Below are 23,052 nucleotides of genomic sequence, written 5' to 3'. Positions count from 1 at the left end.
CCCGGCCGTGAGGGTCGCGGTCATCGGTGGCGGCCCCGGCGGCCTGTACGCGGCGGCGCTGCTCAAGCGCCTCGACCCCGCCCGCGAGATCACCCTCTGGGAGCGCAACGCCCCCGACGACACCTTCGGGTTCGGGGTGGTGCTGTCCGACGAGACGCTCGGCGGGATCGAACACGCCGACCCCGTGGTCCACCAGGCACTCCGGCAGGAGTTCGTGCGCTGGGACGACATCGACATCGTGCACCGGGGCGTACGGCACCGCTCCGGCGGGCACGGGTTCGCCGCGCTCGGCCGGCGACGGCTGCTGGAGATCCTGCACGAACGCTGCCGCTCCCTCGGCGTGGAGCTGCGCTTCCACAGCGAGGCGCCCTACCCGGCCTGGCTGTCGGAGGCGTACGACCTCGTCATCGCCGCCGACGGTGTGCACAGCACCACCCGCGAGGCCTACGCCCATGTGTTCCGGCCCCATGTGGCCGCCCACCACTGCCGCTATATCTGGCTCGCCGCCGACTTCGCCTTCGACTCGTTCCGCTTCGAGATCGCCGAGACCGAGCACGGTGTGATGCAACTGCACGGCTACCCGTATGCGGCCGGCGCCTCCACCGTCATCGTGGAGATGCGCGAGGAGGTGTGGCGGGCCGCCGGATTCGACGAACTCGGCGAGGAGGAGTCCGTCGCCCGCTGTGCCAAGCTCTTCGCCGACGCGCTCGGCGGGCGCCCGCTGCGCTCCAACAACTCCGCCTGGACCACCTTCCGCACGGTCGTCAACGACCGCTGGTCGTACGGCAACGTCGTCCTGCTCGGCGACGCCGCCCACACCGCGCACTTCTCCATCGGCTCGGGCACCAAGCTCGCCGTCGAGGACGCGCTCGCCCTCGCCGCCTGCCTGGACGAACGGCCCACCCTGCCCGAGGCGCTGACCGCCTACGAGGAGGAGCGCAAGCCCGTCGTCGCCTCCACCCAGCGCGCCGCCCGCGCCAGCCTGGAGTGGTTCGAGAACCTCCGGCTGTACCTCGGCCAGCCGCCCCGCCAGTTCGCCTTCAACCTGCTCACCCGCAGCCGCCGCGTCACCCACGACAACCTCCGGCTGCGCGACGCCCGCTTCACCGGGGCCGTGGAGCGCGAGTTCGGCTGCCCGCCCGGCACACCCCCGATGTTCACCCCGTTCCGGCTGCGCGGCCTGACCCTGCGCAACCGGGTCGTCGTCTCGCCCATGGACATGTACTCCGCCAAGGACGGCGTCCCCGGCGACTTCCACCTCGTCCACCTCGGCGGCCGGGCCCTCGGCGGCGCCGGGCTGGTGATGACCGAGATGGTGTGCGTGAGCGAGGAGGGCCGGATCACCCCCGGCTGCACCGGCCTCTACACCGGCAGGCAGACCGAGGCCTGGCGGCGGATCACCGAGTTCGCGCACACCCAGGCGCCCGGCACGGCGGTCGGCGTACAACTCGGCCACTCCGGCCGCAAGGGCTCCACCAGGCTCATGTGGGAGGGCATCGACGAGCCGCTGCCCGACGGCAACTGGCCGGTCGTGGCCGCCTCCCCGCTCCCGTACAAGCCGGGCGGCCAGACCCCGCGCCAGCTCTCCCGGGCCCAGCTGACCGACATCCGCGAACAGTTCGCGGCAGCCGCCTGGCGGGCCGCCCGCGCCGGTTTCGACCTGCTCGAACTGCATTGCGCGCACGGCTATCTGCTCTCCGGCTTCCTCTCCCCGCTGACCAACCTCCGCACGGACGCCTACGGCGGTTCGCTCGCCAAGCGGCTCCGCTTCCCGCTGGAGGTCTTCGACGCCGTACGCGGGGTGTGGCCGGAGGAGAAGCCCATGACCGTGCGGATCTCCGCCACCGACTGGGCCCGGGGCGGCACCACCGCCGAGGACGCCGTGGAGATCGCCCGCGCCTTCGCCGCGCACGGCGCCGACGCCATCGACGTCTCGACCGGCCAGGTCGTCGCCGAGGAGCGGCCGGAGTACGGCCGGTCGTACCAGACGCCGTTCGCGGACCGCATCCGGAACTCGGCGGGCATCCCGGTGATCGCGGTCGGCGCGATCTCCTCCTGGGACGACGTCAACTCGCTGATCCTGGCGGGCCGCACGGACCTGTGCGCGCTGGGCCGCCCGCACCTGTACGACCCCCACTGGACGCTGCACGCGGCGGCCGAACAGGGGTACGGGGGTCCGGGCGTCGTCTGGCCGGTCCCGTACCGCGCGGGCAGCCGCCGCCCGCAGACCGGCCGCACGGACGCCCCCAAGCCCCGGCTGTCGCTGGGGACATGACGTGGCAGGGGGTTCACACCCCCACGAAGGCCGCCCCGGCGTCCCGGAGCCGCTCGTGCAGCCCCCGGAACACCGCCGCCGAACGCGCCCCCGGCCAGCCCGCGGGCAGCAGCCGGGCGGGCAGCCCGGGGTCGGTGTAGGGCAGGTGGCGCCAGGAGTCCAGGGCGAGGAGGTAGTCGCGGTACGCCTCCTCCGGCGGGGTGTCCGCGCGCCGCTCCCAGGCGTGCAGCACCGGGGCGTGCGCGTCGAGGAACGCCTCGTGCGCCTTGGCGATCGCCGCCAGGTCCCACCAGCGGGCGGCCGCCTCGACGGTGGGCGCGAAGCCGAGGTGCGCGCCGCGGAAGAAGTCCACGTACGGATCGAGCCCGAGGCGCTCGAGGGTGTGCCGGGTCTCCTCGTACAGCCGGGCCGGGGCGATCCACACCCCGGGGGCCGCCGTGCCGAAGCCCAGGCCGGCCAGCCGGGAGCGCAGCACGTGCCGCTTCTGCCGCTCCGACTCCGGCACCGAGAACACGGCGAGCACCCAGCCCTCGTCCTCCGGGGCCGCCGTGGCGTAGATGCGCCGGTCGCCGTCGTCGAGCAACTGGCGGGCCTCCGCCGACAGTTCGTACCCGGCCGCGCCCTGGACGGTACGGGCCGGCGCCAGCAGGCCGCGCCGTTTCAGGCGCGACACCGACGAGCGCACGGAGGGCGCGTCCACGCCGACCGCGGCCAGCAGCCGGATCAGCTCGGCGACGGGCATCGGGCCGGGCAGGAAGCGGCCGTACGCGCCGTAGAGCGTGACGATGAGGGAGCGGGGGGCGTGCTGGTCGGACACGTTGATCATTTTAGGTCTTCGGTATCACTGCTGGTCACCATCGGTGCGCAGACGGAACCGCTGGAGCTTGCCGGTCGCGGTGCGCGGCAGCGCGTCCAGCAGGACGATCTCGCGCGGGCACTTGTACGGCGCCAGCTCGGACCTGACGAAGGCGCGCAACGCCTCGGTGTCCCGCGGCGCGCCCTCCTTCAGCACGGCGTACGCCACCACGACCTGCCCGCGCGCCTCGTCCGGCCGCCCGACGACCGCCGCCTCGACCACGTCCGGGTGACGCAGCAGGGCGTCCTCCACCTCCGGGCCGGCGATGTTGTACCCGGCGGAGATGATCATGTCGTCGGCGCGGGCCACATAGCGGAAGTACCCGTCGCTCTCGCGGACATACGTGTCACCGGTGAGGTTCCAGCCGTCCTGTACGTACTCCCGTTGCCGCGGGTCGGCGAGGTAGCGGCAGCCGACGGGTCCGCGCACCGCCAGCAGCCCCGGCTCGCCGTCCGGCACGGGGTCGCCGTGCCCGTCCTGCACGCGCGCCTGCCACCCCGGCACCGGGACACCGGTCGTCCCGGGCCTGATGTGCTCGTCGGCGGCGGAGACGAAGATGTGCAGCAGCTCGGTGGCGCCGATGCCGTTGATCAGCCGCAGGCCGGTGCGCTCGTGCCAGGCCCGCCAGGTGGCGGCGGGCAGGTTCTCGCCGGCGGAGACACAGCGCCGCAGCGACGAAAGGTCGTGCCCGTCCAGCTCCTGGAGCATCGCGCGGTACGCGGTCGGCGCGGTGAACAGCACCGACACACGGTGCTCGGCGACGGCGGGCAGCAACTGCTTGGGGCCGGCCTGTTCGAGGAGCAGGGAACTGGCCCCGGCCCGCATCGGGAAGACCAGCAGCCCGCCGAGCCCGAAGGTGAAGCCCAGCGGGGGACTGCCCGCGAAGACATCGTCCCTGTGGGGTCTGAGCACATGTCTGGAGAAGGTGTCCGCTATGGCGAGCACATCCCGGTGGAAGTGCATACACCCTTTCGGGCGGCCGGTGGTGCCGGAGGTGAACGCGATCAGCGCCACGTCGTCGGACGCCGTGTCCACGGCCCGGTACGGCGCGCCGGGCGCCGTGCGGTGCAGGAGGTCGTCCGGCGCGTCACCGCCGTACGTCGTGATCCGCAGCCCGGGGATCTCGGCCTTCGCGAGATCGTCCACCGCCCGGATGTCGCACAGGGCGTGCTCCACCCGGGCGATGCCGCACATCGCGGCCAGTTCGTGCGGGCGCTGCTGGGCCAGCGCCGTGACGGCGACCGCGCCCGCCTTCAGCACCGCCAGCCAGCAGGCCGCGAGCCACGGTGTGGTCGGGCCGCGCAGCAGGACCCGGTTGCCGGGGACCACACCGAGGTCGCGGGTGAGGACGTGGGCGATGTGGTCGACGCGGGCCCGCAGGTCGCCGTACGTCCACGGCGGGCCGGTGGGCGTGCGGAACACCGGACGGCCGGGGTCGGTGTGGTCCAGGAGCTCGGCGGCGCAGTTCAGCCGGCCGGGATAACGCAGCTCCGGCAGGTCGAAGCGCAGCTCGGGCCACTCGCCGGGCGGCGGGAGGTGGTCGCGCGCGAAGGTGTCGACGTGGGCCGAGACGTTCATGGCGGTTCGCCCCCTTGCCGGACAGGCTCTGTGGTGGGCTCGCACATGGAGCGTATCGTGTTGGTGACGACAGTCAATGCAGCGCGATACCTTCGGGGGAGTGCCTGGGAGAGGGGACCGGCGATGCCCGCATTCTCGCTCGAACCGGAACAGACCGCCTGGTGCGCCGAGCTGCGCACGCTCGCCGCCGAAGGGCTGCGCCCGCTCGCGGAGAAGGGCGAGCCGGGGCACGTCAACCGGCCGCTCGTCGCCGAACTCGGCCGACTCGGCCTGCTCGCCCGGCTGTTCACCTCCGGCGCCCTCGACCTGTGCCTGATGCGGGAGTCGCTCGCCTACGCCTGCACCGAGGCCGAGACCGCCCTCGCCCTCCAGGGCCTCGGCGCCCACCCCGTCCACGCCCACGGCACCCCGGCCCAGCGGGAGCGCTGGCTGCCCCCGGTGGCCGGCGGCAGCACGGTGGCCGCGTTCGCGCTGAGCGAGCCGGGCGCGGGGTCGGACGCGGCGGTGCTGTCCCTGGCCGCGGAACCCGACGGCCCCGGCCGCTGGCGGCTCACCGGGGAGAAGTGCTGGATCTCCAACGCCCCCGAGGCCGACCTCTACACCGTGTTCGCGCGCACCACCCCCGGCGCCGGCGCCCGCGGGGTGACCGCCTTCCTGGTCCCCGCCGACCGCCCCGGACTCACCGGCTCCGCCCTCGACATGCTCTCCCCGCACCCCGTCGGCGGCCTCGTCCTCGACGCCGTACCCGTCACCGCGGACGACGTCCTCGGCGAGGTGGACCGCGGCTTCCGGGTGGCCATGGGCACCCTCAACCTCTTCCGCCCCAGCGTCGGCGCCTTCGCGGTCGGCATGGCGCAGGCGGCTCTGGACGCCACCCTCGCCCACACCGCCCGGCGCGACGCCTTCGGCGGCAAGCTGAGAGATCTGCAGGCCGTCGCCCACCAGGTCGCGGAGATGGCGCTGCGCACGGACGCGGCGCGCCTGATGGTGTACGCGGCGGCGACGGCGTACGACGAGGGCGCACCGGACGTGCCCAAGCGGTCCGCGATGGCGAAGCTGCTCGCCACCGAGACCGCGCAGTACGTCGTCGACGCGGCCGTCCAGCTGCACGGCGCCCGCGCCCTGTGCCGCGGCCACCTTCTCGAACACCTCTACCGCGAGGTGCGTGCCCCGCGCGTCTACGAGGGTGCGAGCGAGGTCCAGCGCGGCATCATCGCCAAGGAGCTGTACGCCCCCGTGGAGGCCCGATGACCGTCGAGCGCGTCAACCCGCCCGAGCTCTCCCCGCCGACCGGCTTCTCCCACGCGGTCGTCGCCACCGGCGGCCGGATCGTCTTGCTGGCCGGTCAGACCGCGCTCGACGCGGACGGCAAGATCCGCGGCGACACCCTCCCCGAGCAGTTCGAGCAGGCCCTCGGCAACCTGCTCGCCGCCCTGCGCGCGGCCGGAGGCAGCCCCGCCGACCTCGCCCGCGTCACCGTCTACGCCACCGACATCGCCGCGTACCGCGACCACGCCACCGAACTCGGCCGCGTCTGGCGCAGGCTGGCCGGCCGCGACTACCCGGCGATGGCGGTCGTGGAGATCGTACGGCTGTGGGACGACCGGGCCATGGTGGAACTCGACGGGTTCGCCGTGTTGCCGTAGCCCTCGGTCATCCGGGCCAGGTGTCGGTGGCCTCGTCCGGCGGGGTGTCCGCGAACTCCCACCAGGCGAGCGGCAGCCAGTCTCCGCCGACGAAGCCGTCGACGGAACCGCCGGTGCCCCGTATGACCACCTTGGTCCCTTCCGGGTAGGTCGTGCCGGACAGGCCGGACACCGGTACGAGGAGTGTTCCGAGACGTCGCGACAAGGTTCTGGATCCTTCCGGAAAGGTGCTGAACAGGAATTTGCAGGCTCTAGATGCAAATCATCTCATCCTGCACCAGTCTGGAATATGAGCCAAGACACAGAAGGCCGGTGAGCCGCAGGGTTGGGGCCCTTATTCCGATGGATTCCGATGGATGCAGCGGCTCCCTTGCTGCTGCCGTTCCCCTCTGTGAACGAACAACCACATGCAGTGGAGGTGTTCGAGGATGAGGGCCGTCGTATACAAGGGACCGTTCGAAGTGGCGGTCGAGCAAGTGGAGGATCCACGGATCCAGCACCCGAACGACGTGATCGTCCGTGTCACGTCCACCGCCATCTGCGGGTCTGACCTGCACATGTATGAGGGCCGCACGGCCGCCGAGCCGGGGATCGTCTTCGGGCACGAGAACCTCGGTGTGGTCGAGGAGGCCGGTGACGGTGTGACGTCGCTCAGCCGTGGAGACCGGGTCGTCATGCCCTTCAACGTGGCCTGCGGCTTCTGCAAGAACTGCACGGCGGGGTTCACGGGCTTCTGCCTGACCGTGAACCCGGGGTTCGCCGGCGGTGCCTACGGCTACGTCGCCATGGGTCCCTATGTCGGAGGCCAGGCCGAGTACATACGGGTGCCGTACGCCGACTTCAACTGCCTGAAGCTCCCGGAGGGCACCGAGAAGGAAACCGACTTCGTGCTCCTCGCGGACATCTTCCCGACCGGCTACCACGGCAACGAGCTGGCCGACGTACGCCCCGGTGAGAGCGTCGCCGTGTACGGCGGTGGCCCGGTCGGACTGATGGCCGCCTATTCCGCCATGCTGCGCGGGGCGAGCAAGGTGTTCGTGGTCGACCGCGTGGCGGAGCGGTTGCAGAAGGCCGAGGAGATCGGCGCCGTTCCGATCGACTTCACCAAGGGCAACCCGGTGGAGCAGATCAAGGAGCAGACCGACGGCCAGGGCACGGACAAGGGCATCGACGCCGTCGGCTACCAGGCCCAGGCGCGCGGCGAGGATCGCGAGGAGCCGGCGACCGTACTGAACTCGCTCGTCGAGACGGTACGGCCGACGGGCGCGCTGGGCATACCGGGCCTGTACGTCCCGCGCGACCCCGGCGGACCGGACGAGCAGGCCAAGCAGGGCATGCTGGTGGTCGCCATCGGGCGTCTCTTCGAGAAGGGACTGCGCGCGGGCACCGGTCAGTGCAACGTCAAGCGGTACAACCGTCAGCTGCGTGACCTGATCATCGAGGGTCGTGCGCAGCCCAGCTTCGTCGTCTCCCACGAGCTGCCCCTCGACCAGGCTCCGTCCGCGTACGAGAAGTTCGACAAGCGGACCGAGGGCTACACCAAGGTCGTCCTCCACCCGCAGACGTGAGGACGCCACTCCCCTGAGAAATCCCACGAATGCCGCCGCGTCCCCCGGGCGCGACGGCATTCCGGGCAGGGGGCCCAGATGTCCGTGGAGCGGTGGGAGGTTGCCCATGAGCAGGCGCTGGACCGCGCGTCTGGCCTTGGCGGCGGGCGCGGCGGCGCTCCTCGTGCTGGTGGTGTTCGCCGGGCTCGGGAGCCTCGTGCTCATGGGGGTGGGATGGGCGGGGCTGGCGCTCACCGCGGGCGGCGTGTGGTGGATGCTCACCCACACCGGCTGGGTCAGGGTGCTGGCCGCGCTGCTGGTGGTCGCCGCACCGCTCGGTGTCCTGATTCTGTACGCGGCCGCCGGGCTGCTGTGGGTCGTACTGCTCTCGCTCGGCCTCTGGGGGCTGGCCGTTCTCGCGGGCAGGTCCGCACTGGTCGAGGAGACCTCGCCGGGCATGCCGGAGCGCGCCGTCGGCCGGGCCGAGCGACCGTTCCTGATCATGAATCCGCTCTCCGGCGGCGGAAAGGTCGAGAAGTTCCACCTGGTGGAGCGATCCAGAGCCCTCGGTGCCGAGGTCGTCGTGCTGGATCCGGCCCGGCGGCAGGATGTGGCCGAGCTGGCCCGGCTGGCCGTCCGGAGCGGAGCCGACCTGCTCGGCGTCGCGGGTGGTGACGGTACGCAGGCCTCGGTCGCCCGGGTGGCCGCGGAGCACGACATTCCGTTCATGGTGATCAGCGCCGGCACCCGCAACCACTTCGCCATGGATCTGGGCCTGGACCGGCAGGATCCCTCCCGATGTCTGGAGGCACTGACCGACGGCGTCGAACTGCGCGTCGACCTCGGCTACCTCCATGCGGGAGAGCCCGCGGACGGGAACCCGGGGCAGGTCTTCATCAACAACGCCTCGTTCGGCGTGTACGCGGAGATCGTGCAGAGTCCCGCCTATCGCGACGACAAGGCCCGCACGGTCCTGGAGATGCTGCCGGATCTGCTGACTCACCACAGCGGCGCGCGGCTGGGTGTCCGTGCCGGTCCGCTGACCATGGACGGTCCCCAGGCCGTACTGGTGAGCAACAACCCCTACGAGAGGGGCGACCCGGCGGGAGTGGGGCGGCGAGAGCGGCTGGACTCCGGGGAGCTGGGCGTGCTGTGTGTCGGCGTGGGCAACGCCGCCGAAGCGACGGAGCTCCTGCTGCGCGGCGGGCAGGGCCGCGGGCTGACCGTGGCCACCGTCCGGGAGGCCGTCGTCGACGCCGACGCTCCCCTCGTCCCGGTCGGTGTCGACGGCGAGGCCCTGATGCTGCCCACCCCGGTGCGCTGTCGCCTCGCGCCCGGCGCTCTGCGCGTGCGCGTACCCCGGCACCGCCCCGGCGTGCCGCACAGCGCCCCGCCGATGGACTGGCGCCGGGTGGGGCGTCTGGCGCTGACGATGGGGCGGGTCGCGGCAGGACGCGATGCCGCCTGAGCGACCGGCGGCCGTTCGATCTCGCGCCGCACGGGGTCCTCTCCTAGCCGCGCTTCTTCTTCGTCGGCCTGTCTCCGCGCCCGGTGGCCCGCGCGGCCGACGGATGCCGGTCGGCGTACGGATCGGCCGGGGCTCCGGCCGGGGCTTCCCGCTCCAGCTCCCGTCTGGTGGCGAGCAGGTCCTGGCGCGCCGCTTCCCCCACGTCGGGGTACTGCGGATCGATGTCCATCAGGGTGTGCGCGAGGATCGCCGCCGCGCAGATCCGCGCGAACCACTTCCGGTCCGCCGGGACGACGTACCACGGCGCCCACTCCGTGCTCGTGGCCGACAGCATTTCGGAGAACGCGTGCTGGTAGTCGTCCCAGTGGCGCCGCTCCCGGACGTCGGCCGCGGAGAACTTCCAGTTCTTCTCCGGCAGGTCGATCTGCTTCAGGAAGCGGGTGCGCTGCTCCTCCTTGGACAGGTTCAGGAAGATCTTCACCACCTTGAACCCGTTGTCCGTGAGGTAGCGCTCCCAGTGGTTGATCTCCCGGTAGCGCCGGTCCCACAGGTCCGGCCCACGCGCGTTCTCCGGCAGCCTCTGCCGGTCAAGGTTCTCGGGGTGGACTCGCACGACGAGAACCTCCTCGTAGTGCGAGCGGTTGAAGATGGCGATCTCGCCGCGTGTGGGCAGCCGCTGGGCGTAGCGCCACAGATAGTCGTGGTCGAGTTCCTCGGCGGAGGGCACCTTGAAGCTGCTGACCCGTACGCCCTGGGGATTGACGCCGCTCATCACGTGGCGGATCGTCCCGTCCTTGCCTCCGGCGTCGAGTGCCTGGAGACAGAGCAGCACGCCGTACGTGTCCTGGGCGGCCAGCCGCTCCTGGTACTCGGCCAGCAACGACACCCCGTACCGCAGCAGCTCGACCCCGTCCTGCTTCTTCAGACCGGCCTTGAAGCGAGGATCGAAGTCCCGGTCCAGACGCACCTTCGACCCCGGTGCCACCCGTAGCGGCCCGACGAAATCCGCGAGGCGTTCGGCTCTCTCGTCCGGCATCACCTATCAGTCCTTCGCTGGTCCGGGGTGAGGCGGGACCTGCGTTCGGCCCTGACCGTCCCGCTCATTGTCCGCTCGCCCGGACAAGATCGCCCTCCGAGGCGGGAGCGGCTCGCTCCGGGCCCAAGTCCCGGAGAAGTCCCAAGGATGCCGCCGGGTCTGTGCCGGGCCCGCGTCAGTGCGGGCCGGAAGCAGGCCCGGCGGCAGCCGTCGGTCAGATGTCCCGGAAGATCTCGATCTGCGCCCCGATCGAGTTGAGGCGCTCGGCGAGGTCCTCGTAACCCCGGTTGATGACGTACACGTTGCGCAGGACCGACGTGCCCTCGGCCGCCATCATCGCCAGCAGGACGACCACGGCGGGGCGCAGAGCGGGCGGGCACATCATCTCGGCGGCGCGCCAGCGGGTCGGGCCCTCGACCAGGACGCGGTGCGGGTCGAGGAGTTGGAGCCGGCCGCCGAGGCGGTTGAGGTCGGTCAGGTAGATCGCGCGGTTGTCGTAGACCCAGTCGTGGATCAGGGTCTGGCCCTGCGCGACCGCCGCGATGGCCGCGAAGAACGGGACGTTGTCGATGTTGAGGCCGGGGAACGGCATCGGGTGGATCTTGTCGATCGGCGCCTCCAGCTTGGAGGGCCGGACGGTGAGGTCCACCAGGCGGGTACGGCCGTTGTCGGCGACGTACTCCGGGCTGCGGTCGTGGTCGAGGCCCATCTCCTCCAGGACCGCCAGCTCGATCTCCAGGAACTCGATGGGCACCCGGCGCACCGTCAGTTCCGACTCGGTGACCACGGCGGCGGCCACCAGGCTCATCGCCTCGACCGGGTCCTCGGAGGGGGAGTAGTCCACGTCGACGTCGATGTCCGGCACGCCGTGCACGGTGAGCGTGGTGGTGCCGATGCCCTCGACCTTGACGCCCAGGGCCTCCAGGAAGAAGCAGAGGTCCTGGACCATGTAGTTGGAGGACGCGTTGCGGATGACCGTGACGCCGTCGTGCCGGGCGGCGGCCAGCAGCGCGTTCTCGGTGACGGTGTCGCCGCGCTCGGTCAGCACGATCGGCCGGTCCGGGCGGGCCGAGCGGTCCACCACCGCGTGGTACTGGCCCTCGGTCGCCGCGATGTCCAGCCCGAACCGGCGCAGCGCGATCATGTGCGGCTCGATGGTCCGCGTGCCCAGGTCGCAGCCGCCGGCGTAGGGCAGCTTGAAGCGGTCCATGCGGTGCAGCAGCGGGCCGAGGAACATGATGATGGAGCGGGTCCGGACCGCGGCCTCGGCGTCGATGGCGGCGATGTCCAGCTCGGCCGGCGGCACCAGCTCCAGGTCGACGCCGTCGTTGACCCAGCGGGTGCGCACGCCGATGGAGTTGAGCACCTCCAGAAGGCGGTACACCTCCTCGATCCGCGCCACCCGGCGCAGCACCGTGCGCCCCTTGTTCAGCAGCGAGGCGCACAGCAGGGCCACGCAGGCGTTCTTGCTGGTCTTGACGTCGATGGCGCCGGAGAGCCGGCGACCGCCGACCACTCGCAGATGCATCGGGCCCGCGTAGCCCAGCGACACGATCTCGCTGTCCAGGGCTTCACCGATTCGGGCGATCATCTCAAGGCTGATGTTCTGGTTGCCGCGCTCGATGCGATTGACGGCGCTCTGACTGGTGCCGAGCGCCTCCGCGAGCTGTGCCTGTGTCCAGCCTCGGTGTTGCCGGGCGTCACGGATGAGCTTGCCGATGCGTACGAGGTAATCGTCTGCCATGGGGTTGAGGCTATCTCAGATATGAGATGGCGCCTCTCAGGGGGGCTGTTCGGGTGACGGCCCGTCAACCCTTCCTGGCGTTATGGGTCCTCCGCCATCCGAAAGGTCCGGGCAAATCCATAGATGTCGTACGACGTCCGGTGCTGCTGTGAGTGTGGTGCGGGCCGTTCTTCCCGCCCGTCGTGATGGACCAGGAGTGCCGGTTGATGTTCAGTCGTACGCCGGGCAGGATCCGGAAGCTCTTGCGGAACGTGAGCGGCATGTGGGCTACCTCCGTTGGGGGTCGACCAGGTTCACGTCCCCTTCGGATACCCCGACTTCGCGCACTGATGGGCGATGGGGTCGATATGTCCCCGGTGCCGTGTCCGCATAGTGGCCCCCGGAGGTCCGGGCATGACCATCCCGCCCCCATGTACTAGAGTTATCTCGACATCGAGATATCTGCCGAGGCGCACCGTAGCCGCCACTCCGGTAAGGGATGCCTAACTTAGCCTTACCTTACTGGATCGGCCAAGCCGGCGTGGCGGCAGGATTGACGGTGGTACGCGCACATCAATGAAGGAGACTGTCGTGTCGGCGAACAGCTTCGACGCCCGCAGCACGCTGCAGGTGGGCGACGAGTCGTACGAGATCTTCCGGCTGGACAAGGTGGAGGGCTCGGCCCGGCTGCCGTACAGCCTCAAGGTCCTGCTGGAGAACCTGCTCCGCACGGAGGACGGCGCGAACATCACCGCCGACCACATCCGCGCCCTCGGCAACTGGGACTCCCAGGCGCAGCCCAGCCAGGAGATCCAGTTCACGCCGGCCCGCGTGATCATGCAGGACTTCACCGGCGTGCCCTGTGTCGTGGACCTCGCCACCATGCGCGAGGCCGTCAAGGAGCTCGGCGGCGACCCGGCGAAGATCAACCCGCTGGCCCCGGCCGAGCTGGTCATCGACCACTCCGTGATCGCCGACAAGTTCGGCACCAACGACGCCTTCAAGCAGAACGTCGAGCTGGAGTACGGCCGCAACAAGGAGCGCTACCAGTTCCTGCGCTGGGGCCAGACCGCCTTCGACGAGTTCAAGGTCGTCCCGCCCGGCACCGGCATCGTCCACCAGGTGAACATCGAGCACCTGGCCCGCACGGTCATGGTCCGTAACGGCCAGGCCTACCCCGACACCCTCGTCGGCACCGACTCGCACACCACCATGGTCAACGGCCTCGGCGTCCTCGGCTGGGGCGTCGGCGGCATCGAGGCCGAGGCCGCCATGCTCGGCCAGCCGGTCTCCATGCTCATCCCGCGCGTCGTCGGCTTCAAGCTGACCGGTGAGCTGAAGCCCGGCACCACCGCCACGGACCTCGTGCTCACCATCACCGAGATGCTCCGCAAGCACGGTGTGGTCGGCAAGTTCGTCGAGTTCTACGGTGAGGGCGTCGCCGCCACCTCGCTGGCCAACCGCGCCACCATCGGCAACATGTCGCCGGAGTTCGGCTCCACCGCCGCGATCTTCCCGATCGACGACGAGACCATCAAGTACCTGAAGCTGACCGGCCGCTCCGAGCAGCAGCTCGCGCTCGTCGAGGCCTACGCCAAGGAGCAGGGCCTCTGGCTGGACCCGAAGGCCGAGCCGGACTTCTCCGAGAAGCTGGAGCTCGACCTGTCGACGGTCGTCCCCTCCATCGCCGGCCCGAAGCGCCCGCAGGACCGTATCGTCCTGGCCAACGCCGCCGAGCAGTTCAAGACGGACGTACGCGCCTACGTCAACGACGAGTACGAGGCGAGCAAGGAGTCCTTCCCGAGCTCCGACGCCCCCTCGTCGATCCCGAACGGCGCCCCGTCCAAGCCGGTGCGCGTCACCGCCCCCGACGGCACCTCCTACGAGCTGGACCACGGTGCGGTGACGGTCGCGGCCATCACCTCCTGCACCAACACCTCCAACCCGTACGTCATGGTCGCCGCCGCGCTGGTGGCCAAGAAGGCGGTCGAGAAGGGCCTGACCCGCAAGCCGTGGGTCAAGACCACCCTCGCCCCGGGTTCCAAGGTCGTCACCGACTACTTCGACAAGGCGGGCCTGACCCCGTACCTCGACAAGGTCGGCTTCAACCTCGTCGGCTACGGCTGCACCACCTGCATCGGCAACTCCGGCCCGCTGCCGGAGGAGGTCTCCAAGGCCGTCAACGACCACGACCTCGCCGTCACCTCGGTCCTCTCCGGCAACCGGAACTTCGAGGGCCGCATCAACCCCGACGTCAAGATGAACTACCTGGCGTCCCCGCCGCTGGTCGTCGCGTACGCCATCGCGGGCTCCATGAAGGTGGACATCACCCGTGACGCCCTGGGCACCGACCAGGACGGCAACCCGGTCTTCCTGAAGGACATCTGGCCCTCCGAGGCCGAGGTCAACGACGTCGTGGCCAACGCCATCGGCGAGGACATGTTCAACAAGTCCTACCAGGACGTCTTCGCGGGCGACGCCCAGTGGCAGGCGCTGCCGATCCCGACCGGCAACACCTTCGAGTGGGACCCGCAGTCCACCTACGTCCGCAAGCCCCCGTACTTCGAGGGCATGGCCCACGAGCCGGCTCCGGTCACCGACATCGCCGGCGCCCGCGTCCTGGCCAAGCTGGGCGACTCGGTCACCACCGACCACATCTCCCCGGCCGGCGCGATCAAGGCCGACACCCCGGCGGGCAAGTACCTCACCGAGCACGGTGTGGAGCGCCGCGACTTCAACTCCTACGGTTCCCGCCGCGGCAACCACGAGGTCATGATCCGCGGCACGTTCGCCAACATCCGCCTGCGCAACCAGATCGCGCCGGGCACCGAGGGCGGCTACACGCGTGACTTCACGCAGGACGGCGCTCCGGTCTCCTTCATCTACGACGCCTCGCAGAACTACCAGGCCGCCGGCATCCCGCTGGTCGTCCTGGCCGGCAAGGAGTACGGCTCCGGCTCGTCCCGCGACTGGGCGGCCAAGGGCACGGCCCTCCTCGGCGTCAAGGCCGTCATCGCCGAGTCCTACGAGCGCATCCACCGCTCGAACCTCATCGGCATGGGCGTCCTCCCGCTGCAGTTCCCGGAGGGCCAGTCCGCCGAGACCCTCGGCCTGACCGGCGAGGAGACCTTCTCCTTCACCGGCGTCGAGGAGCTGAACAACGGCACCACCCCGCGCACGGTCAAGGTCACCACCGACACCGGTGTCGAGTTCGACGCGGTCGTCCGCATCGACACCCCCGGTGAGGCCGACTACTACCGCAACGGCGGCATCATGCAGTACGTGCTGCGCTCGCTGATCCGCAAGTAAGCGGTACGGCAGGGCAGTCGAGGGCCGCATCCCCGGTGACGGGGGTGCGGCCCGCGTCGTGTCCGGTGGCCCGCGCCGGATCACACGGCTGCGGCTCAGCCGGAACACAGGGTTCCCTCAGCGGACCGGGACACGATCGGTACATGACTGGCACCCCTTGGTTTCGCGGCGGCTCCGTCCCGAGGGGCCGCTCACTGCGCACACTTCTTCTGGTCTTCGTCACCGCCACCCTGCTCGTCGTCTGCACCGCGATCGCCCTCACCACCGTCTTCGCCCAACGCGCCTATGTGCTGGGCGGCCTGGACGACCGGGTGACGGACGCCGCCGAGCACAGCGTGGGCGGCGCGACGCTCCACCCGGAGCGCACCGACGACCTGGTCTTCCTCGACGAGCGCGGCCTTCCGGCCGGCCTGCTCGCCGCCCGGCTCGACGCGCACGGCGGGATCCTCTCCGCCGCGGTGGTCGGCCGGGGCACGGCTCCGCGCGGCCTCGGCGCCGCCCAGCGCGCCGCCCTCGCGGGCGTCCCGGCCGACGGCTCGACGCACACCCGTACCCTCCCCGGCCTCGGCACCTATCGGGTCACCGCCCTGGACGCGAGCGGGATCCGGTTCCTCACCGGCCTGCCCATGAACGAAGCGCTGGACACCATCGGCGGGCTGGTGGAGGTCGAGGCGGTGGCCGCCGGGGCCGGGCTCGCGGTCGCCGGCTGCGTCTGCGCGGTGGTCATCCGGCGCCAGATGCGCCCGCTCGGCCGGGTCGCCGCCACCGCCGTGGAGGTCTCGCGCGCGCCGCTCGGCCGCGGTGAGGTCGCCGGCCTGACCCGGGTGCCCGAACGGGACACCGACCCCGGCACCGAGGCCGGTCAGGTCGGCGCCGCCCTCAACCTCATGATCGACCACGTCGAGGCCTCGTTCGCCGAACGCCGGCATGCGGCGCTTCCTGGCCGACGCCAGCCATGAACTCCGTACCCCGCTGGCGTCCATCGCCGGATACGCGGAACTGATGAACCGCGGCACGGACCGGATCGAGCCGGTCCTCGCCTGGCGCCGCGTGTCGGCCGAGTCGGCCCGGATGACGGGCCTGGTCGAGGACCTCCTCCTGCTCGCCCGCCTGGACGAGGGGCGCCCCCTGCACTCCGCCGAGGTGGACCTGGCCGCGCTGGTCGCCGAGGCGCTGTGGGAGGCGCGGGCCGCGGGCGGCGACCACGTCTGGCAGCTCGAACTTTGCCTGGACGCCCCCGCCCCGGCCGTCGGCGACCAGACCCGCCTGCACCAGCTGGTCGCCAACCTGCTGGCCAACGCCCGCGCCCACACGCCCGTGGGCACCACGGTGGTGGCCTCCGTCGAGTCCACGGACACCCACCACGTCATCCGCGTCCGCGACAACGGCCCCGGCATCCCGCCGGACCTCCTCCCCACCGTCTTCGAACGCTTCACCCGCGCGGACACGTCCCGCGCCAGGGCGGCGGGAGCGGGAGGCGGTTGCGGACTCGGCCTGGCCGTGGTGGCGGCGATCACCGCGGCCCACGGCGGCCGGATCCACGCCACCAGCGTCCCCGGCCGCACCGAGTTCACCCTCGAACTCCCGGCGGCGAAGAACGCCCCGGACGACCTCCCGTCATCCCTGGCCACCCGGGACGCGGCGTCGGCCTGAGGGCGACGGGGCCGTGCTCCGCCGGGTCGGGGCGAGGCGGTGCCAGGTCACAGGGGCAGATCGTCGGGCAGCACCCGAAACGCCTTGTGGCGGCCCAGTGGGCGTACGGCCCGGAAGTCGCGCCGGTCAAGCGTGAGAATCGCATCCGTGTCGTAGTCGGCGGCCAGCGCCACGTTCACGGCGTCGGCGAGGGCGAGATCGAGAGCTCCGTACCGGACGCGGACGGACTGGGCGGCACCCAGGTGATCTTCCGTGATCTCCGGCATGACGACGCGGCCCCGGCTCATCCAGCGCCGGAGGTCGTCCACCGCGCTGAGCGCGGCTTCTCGCCCGAGCTCACGTGTGGCCGCGTGATCGAGTTCGGCCAGCAGGAGCGGGGACATGACCAGGAGCCCCGCGGCCATGATCGCTTCGTTCGCCGCCCTGTGCTCCGGGTGAGCCGAGTCGAGAGCGGCCAGCAGCCCGGACGTGCCGGCGATGACAATGATCACGCGGCGGTTCCCGGTCCCGGGGCGGTGTCGCGCAGGACCGCGTCCGCCACCATGTCACGGACCTCGGCCTTGGACGGCGTATGTCCCGGACCCTCGAAGGTGCGGGAGAAGAGCGGCTCGTCCCAGACGCGGTTCGCCATGGCCGCGAGGTGAATCCCCTGGCGGATGATCTCAGCCTCGCTTATCCCCCGGCGCTTGGCCGCCTCCTTGATGATCGCCAGGTCCTCGGGGTCGGCGTAGACGTTCGTGCGCTTCATGGACATGTACCAACCGTAGTCCATGTACCGAATCGGTGTATGTACCGAAGGGGCGTATGCCTCGAATCACCCTGGGGATGCCCTGGTGCTCACTTCCCCGTGACCGGCGGCGGTCCCGCGACGATCCGGGTCACCGTGACCGCGACGGTGACGGGCTCCGGGGCGGCGTGGGTGGTGAGGTGGGAGATGACGGCGGCCCGTACCCGGTCGTGGACGTTGCGGGCGGTGTCCAGCGCGCGGCGGTCCTCCGTCAGGACGCAGCGCACCTCGATGTGCCACCCCGAGTCGCCCGGGGCCCGGTCGGCCCGGACGCCTGTCTCGGGGGGCGCGGGTTCGGCCGTTGTCATGGCAGCGGGCGTGGCCGCTGCCGCGAGGCGGTGGGCGAGGCGGGGTTGCAGGCCGGCCACGCCGGGAACCGCGAGGGCCGCGTCGGCCGCGACGCCGAGGAGTGTGGTCGAGCCGGGGGCGCCCATCACATACCACCCGCCGGGGGCGGCCCGGTGCCCGCGGGGGCCAGGGGCGGGTGCGGGTCCAGTACGTCGACCACGATGATGTCGACGGCCGTCACGATCAGTCCCAGGGCTCGTCCGGCGGCGTCGACGACCGAGCGGCGTACCTGACGGACGCGGTCGGGCAGCGGGCGGTCGAGGGCGGCGGCCAGCGTCATGGTCACCTGGACGCCGGTGCCCTGGCCCGGGGCGTGGAGCCGGCAGGTCGCGGCCCTCGCGCCGGGGACCGTGTCCGCGGCCTGCCGCAGCACCTTCGCCGCGGCGTTCTCGGCGATCCGCAGCTCGCGGACCGTGTCGGCCAGCGGCAGCAGGCGCCCGAGCCGGAACTCGGCCCGCACGACGCTCATGACGCGCTCGGCGAGTGCCTGAAGACCGGGGAGATCCCTGGCGCGCAGTGTCCGCGTGGCCGCGTTCACGGTGGCCAGCCCCTCGACGGCCTCGCCGCAGTGGGGGCATGACACGGTGTGCGGGTCTGCGGCCGACGTCGTGTCCTGTGCCTGTTCCCAGACCTGGCTGAGCAGCCGGCCGCAGGGCAGTATCTCGTCCCCCGCGAACGGGGCCCCGGAGGGTCGTGGGTGCGGGTCGTCTAGCGCCATGGGGCCATCGCCTCCTGGAGGGACCGGCGCGCCCTGAACAGTCTGCCGCGCACCGTCTGCTCGCTGGTCTGTGTCACGTGGGCGATCTCCTTGTAGGGCAGGCCCTGCAGCTCCCGCAGGACCCAGCAGACCCGCTGTCCGGCGTCCAGCTCACCGAGCGCGCAGACCAGGGCGGCCGTGGCGGCGTCCTGCTCGGCGGTCCGGTCGGGTGAACTCCACGCACAGTGCGTCGCGGGTTCGGCGACGGTGTCCAGGGGGAGGGGCGGCAGCCGGCGGCGGCGCATGGTCAGGCACCGGTTGACGGTGATCCGGTACATCCAGGTACGGAACTCCGCATGGTGGCGGTATTCCGGCAGCCGCCGCCAGGCGCTGACGAAGGCGTCCTGAACGGCCTCCTCGGCGTCCTGGGCGTTTCCGAGCATGCAACGGGCCAGGGCCAGGAGGGGCCGGCTGTGCCGCTGGACGAGGAGAGCGAAGGAGTCGTCGTCTCCCTCGGCTGCCCGTACGGCCAGCAGTGCGTCCGGCAGGTCCCGTCCCGGCGGTGGGTAACACGTCCGTTCGGTCATGCCGCTCCTGCTCACGGCTCGGGACAACCGAGTACCCACCCAGGAGTATGTGATGCACATCACATTCGATGGCCGTGAGGAGTCGGCCGCCCCGGGTGTCCAACCTTGCGACGGGCATCACGCCGGTGTCCGCCCGACCGACCAACCGACCGATCGAGGCGACCGCCATGACGGACAACATCACCAGTGTCGGCGGGGGCAGCCGGCCCGATGCGGGCGCGAGCGCGCTGAAGGGCCGCACCGGGGCAGGGGCTCCGGCGGAGACACGGGGGAAGACCACCATCGCCGACGGAGTGGTGGCCAAGATCGCGGGCATGGCCGCCCGCGAGGTACCGGGCATCCACAACCTCGGCGCGGGGATGGCGCGCGCCCTCGGCGCCATGCGGGAACGCGTCCCCGGCGGAGGCACCGGCATCACGCGCGGGGTGAAGGTCGAGGTGGGGGAGCGCCAGGCCGCCGTGGACCTGGACGTCGTCGTCGAGTACGGCGTCTCCATCGTCGACGTCGCCGGCGAGGCGCGCACCAACGTGATCAGTGCCGTGGAGCGGATGACGGGACTGGAGGTCGTCGAGGTGAACATCGCCGTCGACGACGTGCACCTCCCCGACGAGGAGGAAGAGACCGAACCGGACGAGGGCCGCGTGCGGTGATCCGCCGCCGCTTCCTGACACGGGCGGGCGATCACCGGACGGCGACCGTTCGCGCGAGACGGGTGAGTGAACGATGAACACAGCGACGACGGGCCTCGTGGCCGGCATGGCCCTGGGCTTCGCCGGTTACTTCGGCGGCTTCTGGGCGTTCCTGTTGGTTCTGGTCCTGGGCGCGGTGGGCCTGGTCCTCGGCCTCGTCCTGCAAGGTGACATCGACCTCCGCTCACGGAGGCAGCGATGAGCGCCCGCCCCGGCCCGGGCGAACCCCCCGGCGCCGGGTCCGGCCCACCGGCACACGGCGTCGGCCTGCCACCCCCGGCCGAACGGGGCGCCACCGTCATCCCCGACAGGGTGGTCGCCCGTATCGCCGCGCACGCCGCACGCGCGGCCCAGTCCCGGCGTGCCGCACTGCCGGTCGACCGGGGCGGATCGGCGGCGCCGAGCGCCTCCGCGGCCACCCGCACCGGATCGGTGCGCCTGCACCTCGCCCTGGACCTGCCCTACCCCACCGACATCCCCCACGTCTGCGAGCGGATACAGCACGACGTCGCCGAACGGGTGACGCAGCTGACCGGCCTGCGCGTGGGAGAGGTGACCCTGACCATACGCCGACTGGTGACCGCCGCCGACACGAGCCGGGGGCGGGTCCGGTGAGCCGCCACGCAGCCCCGGGCCGACCGGCACGGCGCACATGAAGGAGGACCGGATGACATCCGACCCGGGCCCTCCCGCCCGCGGCCCCACACCCTCGGCCGACCGGGACACGGTGCCGCTGACGAAGGAAGAACCGACAGAGCCCCTTCCGCCCGTACGCGACGCGCCCCCGCCGGACCCGGGAGCGGTCGAACAGGACGGACGGCACGCGGCCCACCGCCCCTGGTCGGAGCGCCGCGTTCCGGCCGCGCTGGTCGCCGCGGTGATCGTCGTGGTGGCGGGCGCGGCACTGGTCGACGTCGTCGCCGTACGGGCCGGACGCCCGGCGGCGGCCTGGCGAAGGCATCTGGCCGGCGAACTGGCCACCCGCCCGGTGGACGACGTGTGGATGCTCACGGGAGCCGCCGTGGCCGCCGCCGTCGGCGTCTGGCTGATCGTCCTGGCACTCAGCCCCGGCCTGCGTCACCAACTGCCCCTGCGCTCGCCGGCCGGCTGCCCCCCGCCCCGGCTGCGGGCCGCACTGGACCGCGACGGCGCCGCCGATCTGCTGCGCGACGCCGCCCTGCGGGTGCCAGGCGTCAGCGCGGCCCGTGTCCGGGTACGCCGCCACCGCATCAAAGCCCGCGCGGACGTGCGCTTCCGCGACCCCCAGCAGGTGAAGGACGACCTCACCGCCGTCCTCAACGACGAGCGCGACCAGCTCGCCCTGTCCCGTCCGCCCCGAATCGTCGTGCGTGTGCGGCAACGCACCGCGTGACCGCCACCCAGCACCGGAGCCCGCACCATGACGCCGCGACCCGTACTCAACCGCATACTGCTGGCCCTCACCGGACTGGTACTGGTCGGCGGTGGCCTGCTGATCGTCTTCGCCGGGCTCGACCTCTACCGGAGGCGAGACCTGGCACCCCCGGCGGGCTGGCCCCTGACCCGTCCCGCCGACATCCTGCTCAGCTCCGCCGACCGGGTCCGCTGGAGCGACCAGGGCTGGTGGTGGTGGCCCGCGGTGATCGCGGCCCTCGCCCTCATCACCCTGCTCGCCCTGTGGTGGCTGCTCGCCCAACTGCGCCGGCGTCACCCCGGCACGATGCCCGTCGGCGGCACCTCCCCGCAGGAAGGAGTCGAACTGCGCGACAGCGCGCTCAGCGACGCGATCGCCACCGAAACCAGTGCCCTGCCGGGCGTCCAGCAGGCGGACGCCCGCATCACGGGCCGGCCTGCCCACCCCCTCACCCGCATCGACCTCACCCTCACCCCTCAAGGGTCACCCGGAGCCGCCCTCAAGGCCCTCTGCGAGGGCCCGCTGCACACCGCCCACCAGTCCACCGGCTCCCCCGACCTGCCCACCGAGGCCCGCCTGCGCGTCGCGCGCCACAAAGCCCACCGCGCGCAGTAGAGCCGAGGCACCGCTCGCCGGACCACCGGAGCCCTCACGACTCACAGTGAGACAGAACCACCCACCACGACGGGAGACATCATGATCATCCTGGGCATCATCCTGCTCGTCATCGGCTTCGTCACCGGCATATCGATCCTGTGGACCATCGGGATCATCCTGGCGGTGATCGGAGCGATCCTGTGGATCCTCGGCGCGATGGGACACGCCGTCGCCGGACGACGCCACTACTGGTGAGCGCACGTCCTGACCAACGGGTGCGTCAGCCGGACGGATGATCCCGTTCGGCGCCGGTGGTGACGAGAAGCTGCCGCGCCCCGGTGATGTTGTCGGCGCGGACGGCCTGGGCCATCGCGGCGCGCGCGGCCTCGGGTGTCGCGTGCGGCGGCACCACCAGCAGCGAGAACAGGTCCCCGTCCCCTCGCGTGACCAGAACGGTGTCGTCACCGGTCGGGAAGGAGTCGATGTGCACCACGCGCTCGTCCACGACGATCCGGGTCGGAAGCGCGTCCCAGGACGCCGCGTCCAGTCCGACGCGCGTGACGGGGCCGAGGTGCTCGGTGAGCGCCCTCAGCAGGCCGGGCAGCTCGGCCCCGACGTCGCGCGACCGCGGCCACCACGCGCCGTCGAGGACGCCTTCGCGCGACTGTGTCGTCTCCAGTCTGAGCAGGGCGCACCCCGGCCGCACGGCACGGTGAACGCCGCTCGGCAGCCGGCCGGGACCGGGGGAGGTGTCGGAGTCGGCCATGGGGGCACCGCCCGTCTTCGAGGTCGGTGGGTACGCGAACACGATGTCCGCAGGTCTCACGTTACTCCGCGCGCCTTGGTCCCCGCCCTCCGTGATC

Annotated in this window: 24 protein-coding genes and 1 pseudogene; 13 read left to right on the top strand and 12 right to left on the bottom strand. The window is 71.7% G+C overall.

Translation table 11 applies throughout. The features are described 5' to 3' along the window. Positions 1 to 7: 7 nt before the first annotated feature. Positions 8 to 2,275: a bifunctional salicylyl-CoA 5-hydroxylase/oxidoreductase gene (locus ACZ7L0_RS04000; RefSeq protein WP_471240808.1), complete on the top strand. Its 2,268-nt coding sequence runs from the start codon at positions 8 to 10 to the stop codon at positions 2,273 to 2,275. 13 nt (positions 2,276 to 2,288) lie between these two features. Here the strand turns inward: ACZ7L0_RS04000 and ACZ7L0_RS03995 are convergent, their stop codons facing one another. Beyond that, complete coding sequence (locus ACZ7L0_RS03995; protein WP_471240807.1) at positions 2,289 to 3,101, bottom strand: PaaX family transcriptional regulator; 813 nt, start codon at positions 3,099 to 3,101, stop codon at positions 2,289 to 2,291. A 15-nt stretch (positions 3,102 to 3,116) separates the two neighbouring features. After that, positions 3,117 to 4,709, bottom strand: a complete 1,593-nt coding sequence (locus ACZ7L0_RS03990) for an AMP-binding protein (protein WP_471240806.1) — start codon at positions 4,707 to 4,709, stop codon at positions 3,117 to 3,119. Between the two features lie 123 nt (positions 4,710 to 4,832). Here ACZ7L0_RS03990 and ACZ7L0_RS03985 point away from each other — a divergent pair, with 123 nt between their 5' ends. After that, positions 4,833 to 5,960, top strand: a complete 1,128-nt coding sequence (locus ACZ7L0_RS03985) for an acyl-CoA dehydrogenase family protein (RefSeq protein ID WP_471240805.1) — start codon at positions 4,833 to 4,835, stop codon at positions 5,958 to 5,960. Further along, complete coding sequence (locus ACZ7L0_RS03980) at positions 5,957 to 6,355, top strand: RidA family protein (protein WP_471240804.1); 399 nt, start codon at positions 5,957 to 5,959, stop codon at positions 6,353 to 6,355. The genes ACZ7L0_RS03985 and ACZ7L0_RS03980 overlap by 4 nt, the downstream gene beginning before the upstream one ends. A gap of 7 nt (positions 6,356 to 6,362) precedes the next feature. On the opposite strand, the gene ACZ7L0_RS03975 is transcribed toward ACZ7L0_RS03980, so the two are convergent. Continuing rightward, positions 6,363 to 6,560: a hypothetical protein gene (locus ACZ7L0_RS03975; RefSeq protein ID WP_471240803.1), complete on the bottom strand. Its 198-nt coding sequence runs from the start codon at positions 6,558 to 6,560 to the stop codon at positions 6,363 to 6,365. A gap of 223 nt (positions 6,561 to 6,783) precedes the next feature. Here ACZ7L0_RS03975 and ACZ7L0_RS03970 point away from each other — a divergent pair, with 223 nt between their 5' ends. Next, the gene (locus ACZ7L0_RS03970) at positions 6,784 to 7,923 is read left to right on the top strand and encodes a glutathione-independent formaldehyde dehydrogenase (protein ID WP_471240802.1); all 1,140 of its coding nucleotides are present in this window, start codon (positions 6,784 to 6,786) and stop codon (positions 7,921 to 7,923) included. 106 nt (positions 7,924 to 8,029) lie between these two features. Beyond that, entirely contained in the window at positions 8,030 to 9,370 is a 1,341-nt protein-coding gene (locus tag ACZ7L0_RS03965) for a diacylglycerol/lipid kinase family protein (protein ID WP_471240801.1), read from the top strand. 43 nt (positions 9,371 to 9,413) lie between these two features. On the opposite strand, the gene ACZ7L0_RS03960 is transcribed toward ACZ7L0_RS03965, so the two are convergent. From ACZ7L0_RS03960 to ACZ7L0_RS03950, 3 genes are all read right to left on the bottom strand, one after another. After that, positions 9,414 to 10,406 carry a polyphosphate kinase 2 family protein gene (locus ACZ7L0_RS03960; RefSeq protein ID WP_471240800.1) on the bottom strand — a complete coding sequence of 331 codons (993 nt, stop codon included), beginning with the start codon at positions 10,404 to 10,406 and terminating at the stop codon, positions 9,414 to 9,416. A gap of 214 nt (positions 10,407 to 10,620) precedes the next feature. Then, a complete protein-coding gene (locus ACZ7L0_RS03955) occupies positions 10,621 to 12,150 on the bottom strand; it encodes a helix-turn-helix domain-containing protein (RefSeq protein WP_471240799.1) in 1,530 nt (509 codons plus the stop codon). Positions 12,151 to 12,214: 64 nt separating this feature from the next. Next, a complete protein-coding gene (locus ACZ7L0_RS03950) occupies positions 12,215 to 12,412 on the bottom strand; it encodes a DUF4236 domain-containing protein (protein ID WP_471240798.1) in 198 nt (65 codons plus the stop codon). 308 nt (positions 12,413 to 12,720) lie between these two features. On the opposite strand from ACZ7L0_RS03950, the gene acnA reads away from it, so the two are divergent. Both acnA and ACZ7L0_RS03940 read left to right on the top strand, forming a co-directional pair. After that, positions 12,721 to 15,438, top strand: a complete 2,718-nt coding sequence (gene acnA, locus ACZ7L0_RS03945; protein ID WP_471240797.1) for an aconitate hydratase AcnA — start codon at positions 12,721 to 12,723, stop codon at positions 15,436 to 15,438. A gap of 143 nt (positions 15,439 to 15,581) precedes the next feature. Continuing rightward, positions 15,582 to 17,091 (top strand): annotated as a pseudogene (locus ACZ7L0_RS03940) (sensor histidine kinase). A gap of 47 nt (positions 17,092 to 17,138) precedes the next feature. Here the strand turns inward: ACZ7L0_RS03940 and ACZ7L0_RS03935 are convergent. From ACZ7L0_RS03935 to ACZ7L0_RS03915, 5 genes are all read right to left on the bottom strand, one after another. After that, positions 17,139 to 17,582 (bottom strand): PIN domain-containing protein, encoded by a 444-nt coding sequence (locus ACZ7L0_RS03935; protein WP_471240796.1) that lies wholly within the window; start codon positions 17,580 to 17,582, stop codon positions 17,139 to 17,141. Next, positions 17,579 to 17,845, bottom strand: coding sequence for a ribbon-helix-helix domain-containing protein (locus ACZ7L0_RS03930; RefSeq protein ID WP_471240795.1), 267 nt, complete (start codon positions 17,843 to 17,845; stop codon positions 17,579 to 17,581). Before ACZ7L0_RS03930 ends, ACZ7L0_RS03935 begins: the two co-directional genes overlap by 4 nt. An 83-nt stretch (positions 17,846 to 17,928) precedes the next feature. Continuing rightward, complete coding sequence (locus ACZ7L0_RS03925; RefSeq protein ID WP_471240794.1) at positions 17,929 to 18,312, bottom strand: hypothetical protein; 384 nt, start codon at positions 18,310 to 18,312, stop codon at positions 17,929 to 17,931. Continuing rightward, positions 18,312 to 18,944, bottom strand: a complete 633-nt coding sequence (locus ACZ7L0_RS03920) for a hypothetical protein (protein ID WP_471240793.1) — start codon at positions 18,942 to 18,944, stop codon at positions 18,312 to 18,314. Before ACZ7L0_RS03920 ends, ACZ7L0_RS03925 begins: the two co-directional genes overlap by 1 nt. Beyond that, entirely contained in the window at positions 18,935 to 19,510 is a 576-nt protein-coding gene (locus ACZ7L0_RS03915) for an RNA polymerase sigma factor (protein ID WP_471240792.1), read from the bottom strand. The genes ACZ7L0_RS03920 and ACZ7L0_RS03915 overlap by 10 nt, the downstream gene beginning before the upstream one ends. A 167-nt stretch (positions 19,511 to 19,677) precedes the next feature. Between ACZ7L0_RS03915 and ACZ7L0_RS03910 the strand changes: the two genes are divergently transcribed. The 6 genes from ACZ7L0_RS03910 to ACZ7L0_RS03885 all read left to right on the top strand — a co-directional run bounded on the left by ACZ7L0_RS03910 (position 19,678) and on the right by ACZ7L0_RS03885 (position 22,444). Next, positions 19,678 to 20,160, top strand: a complete 483-nt coding sequence (locus ACZ7L0_RS03910; RefSeq protein WP_471240791.1) for an Asp23/Gls24 family envelope stress response protein — start codon at positions 19,678 to 19,680, stop codon at positions 20,158 to 20,160. A gap of 73 nt (positions 20,161 to 20,233) precedes the next feature. Then, positions 20,234 to 20,401, top strand: a complete 168-nt coding sequence (locus ACZ7L0_RS03905; protein WP_471240790.1) for a hypothetical protein — start codon at positions 20,234 to 20,236, stop codon at positions 20,399 to 20,401. After that, entirely contained in the window at positions 20,398 to 20,814 is a 417-nt protein-coding gene (locus ACZ7L0_RS03900; protein ID WP_471240789.1) for an Asp23/Gls24 family envelope stress response protein, read from the top strand. Before ACZ7L0_RS03905 ends, ACZ7L0_RS03900 begins: the two co-directional genes overlap by 4 nt. Before the next feature lie 52 nt (positions 20,815 to 20,866). Further along, the gene (locus tag ACZ7L0_RS03895) at positions 20,867 to 21,571 is read left to right on the top strand and encodes a DUF6286 domain-containing protein (RefSeq protein WP_471240788.1); all 705 of its coding nucleotides are present in this window, start codon (positions 20,867 to 20,869) and stop codon (positions 21,569 to 21,571) included. A gap of 27 nt (positions 21,572 to 21,598) precedes the next feature. Further along, a complete protein-coding gene (locus ACZ7L0_RS03890; protein WP_471240787.1) occupies positions 21,599 to 22,207 on the top strand; it encodes an alkaline shock response membrane anchor protein AmaP in 609 nt (202 codons plus the stop codon). 81 nt (positions 22,208 to 22,288) lie between these two features. Further along, a complete protein-coding gene (locus ACZ7L0_RS03885; RefSeq protein WP_471240786.1) occupies positions 22,289 to 22,444 on the top strand; it encodes a DUF6131 family protein in 156 nt (51 codons plus the stop codon). A 25-nt stretch (positions 22,445 to 22,469) separates the two neighbouring features. On the opposite strand, the gene ACZ7L0_RS03880 is transcribed toward ACZ7L0_RS03885, so the two are convergent. After that, positions 22,470 to 22,955, bottom strand: a complete 486-nt coding sequence (locus tag ACZ7L0_RS03880) for a DUF5994 family protein (RefSeq protein WP_471240785.1) — start codon at positions 22,953 to 22,955, stop codon at positions 22,470 to 22,472. Positions 22,956 to 23,052 lie beyond the last annotated feature (97 nt).

This window comes from Streptomyces sp. NPDC039424 (genome assembly GCF_055639495.1).
This window is presented reverse-complemented; position numbering and strand designations above follow the sequence as displayed.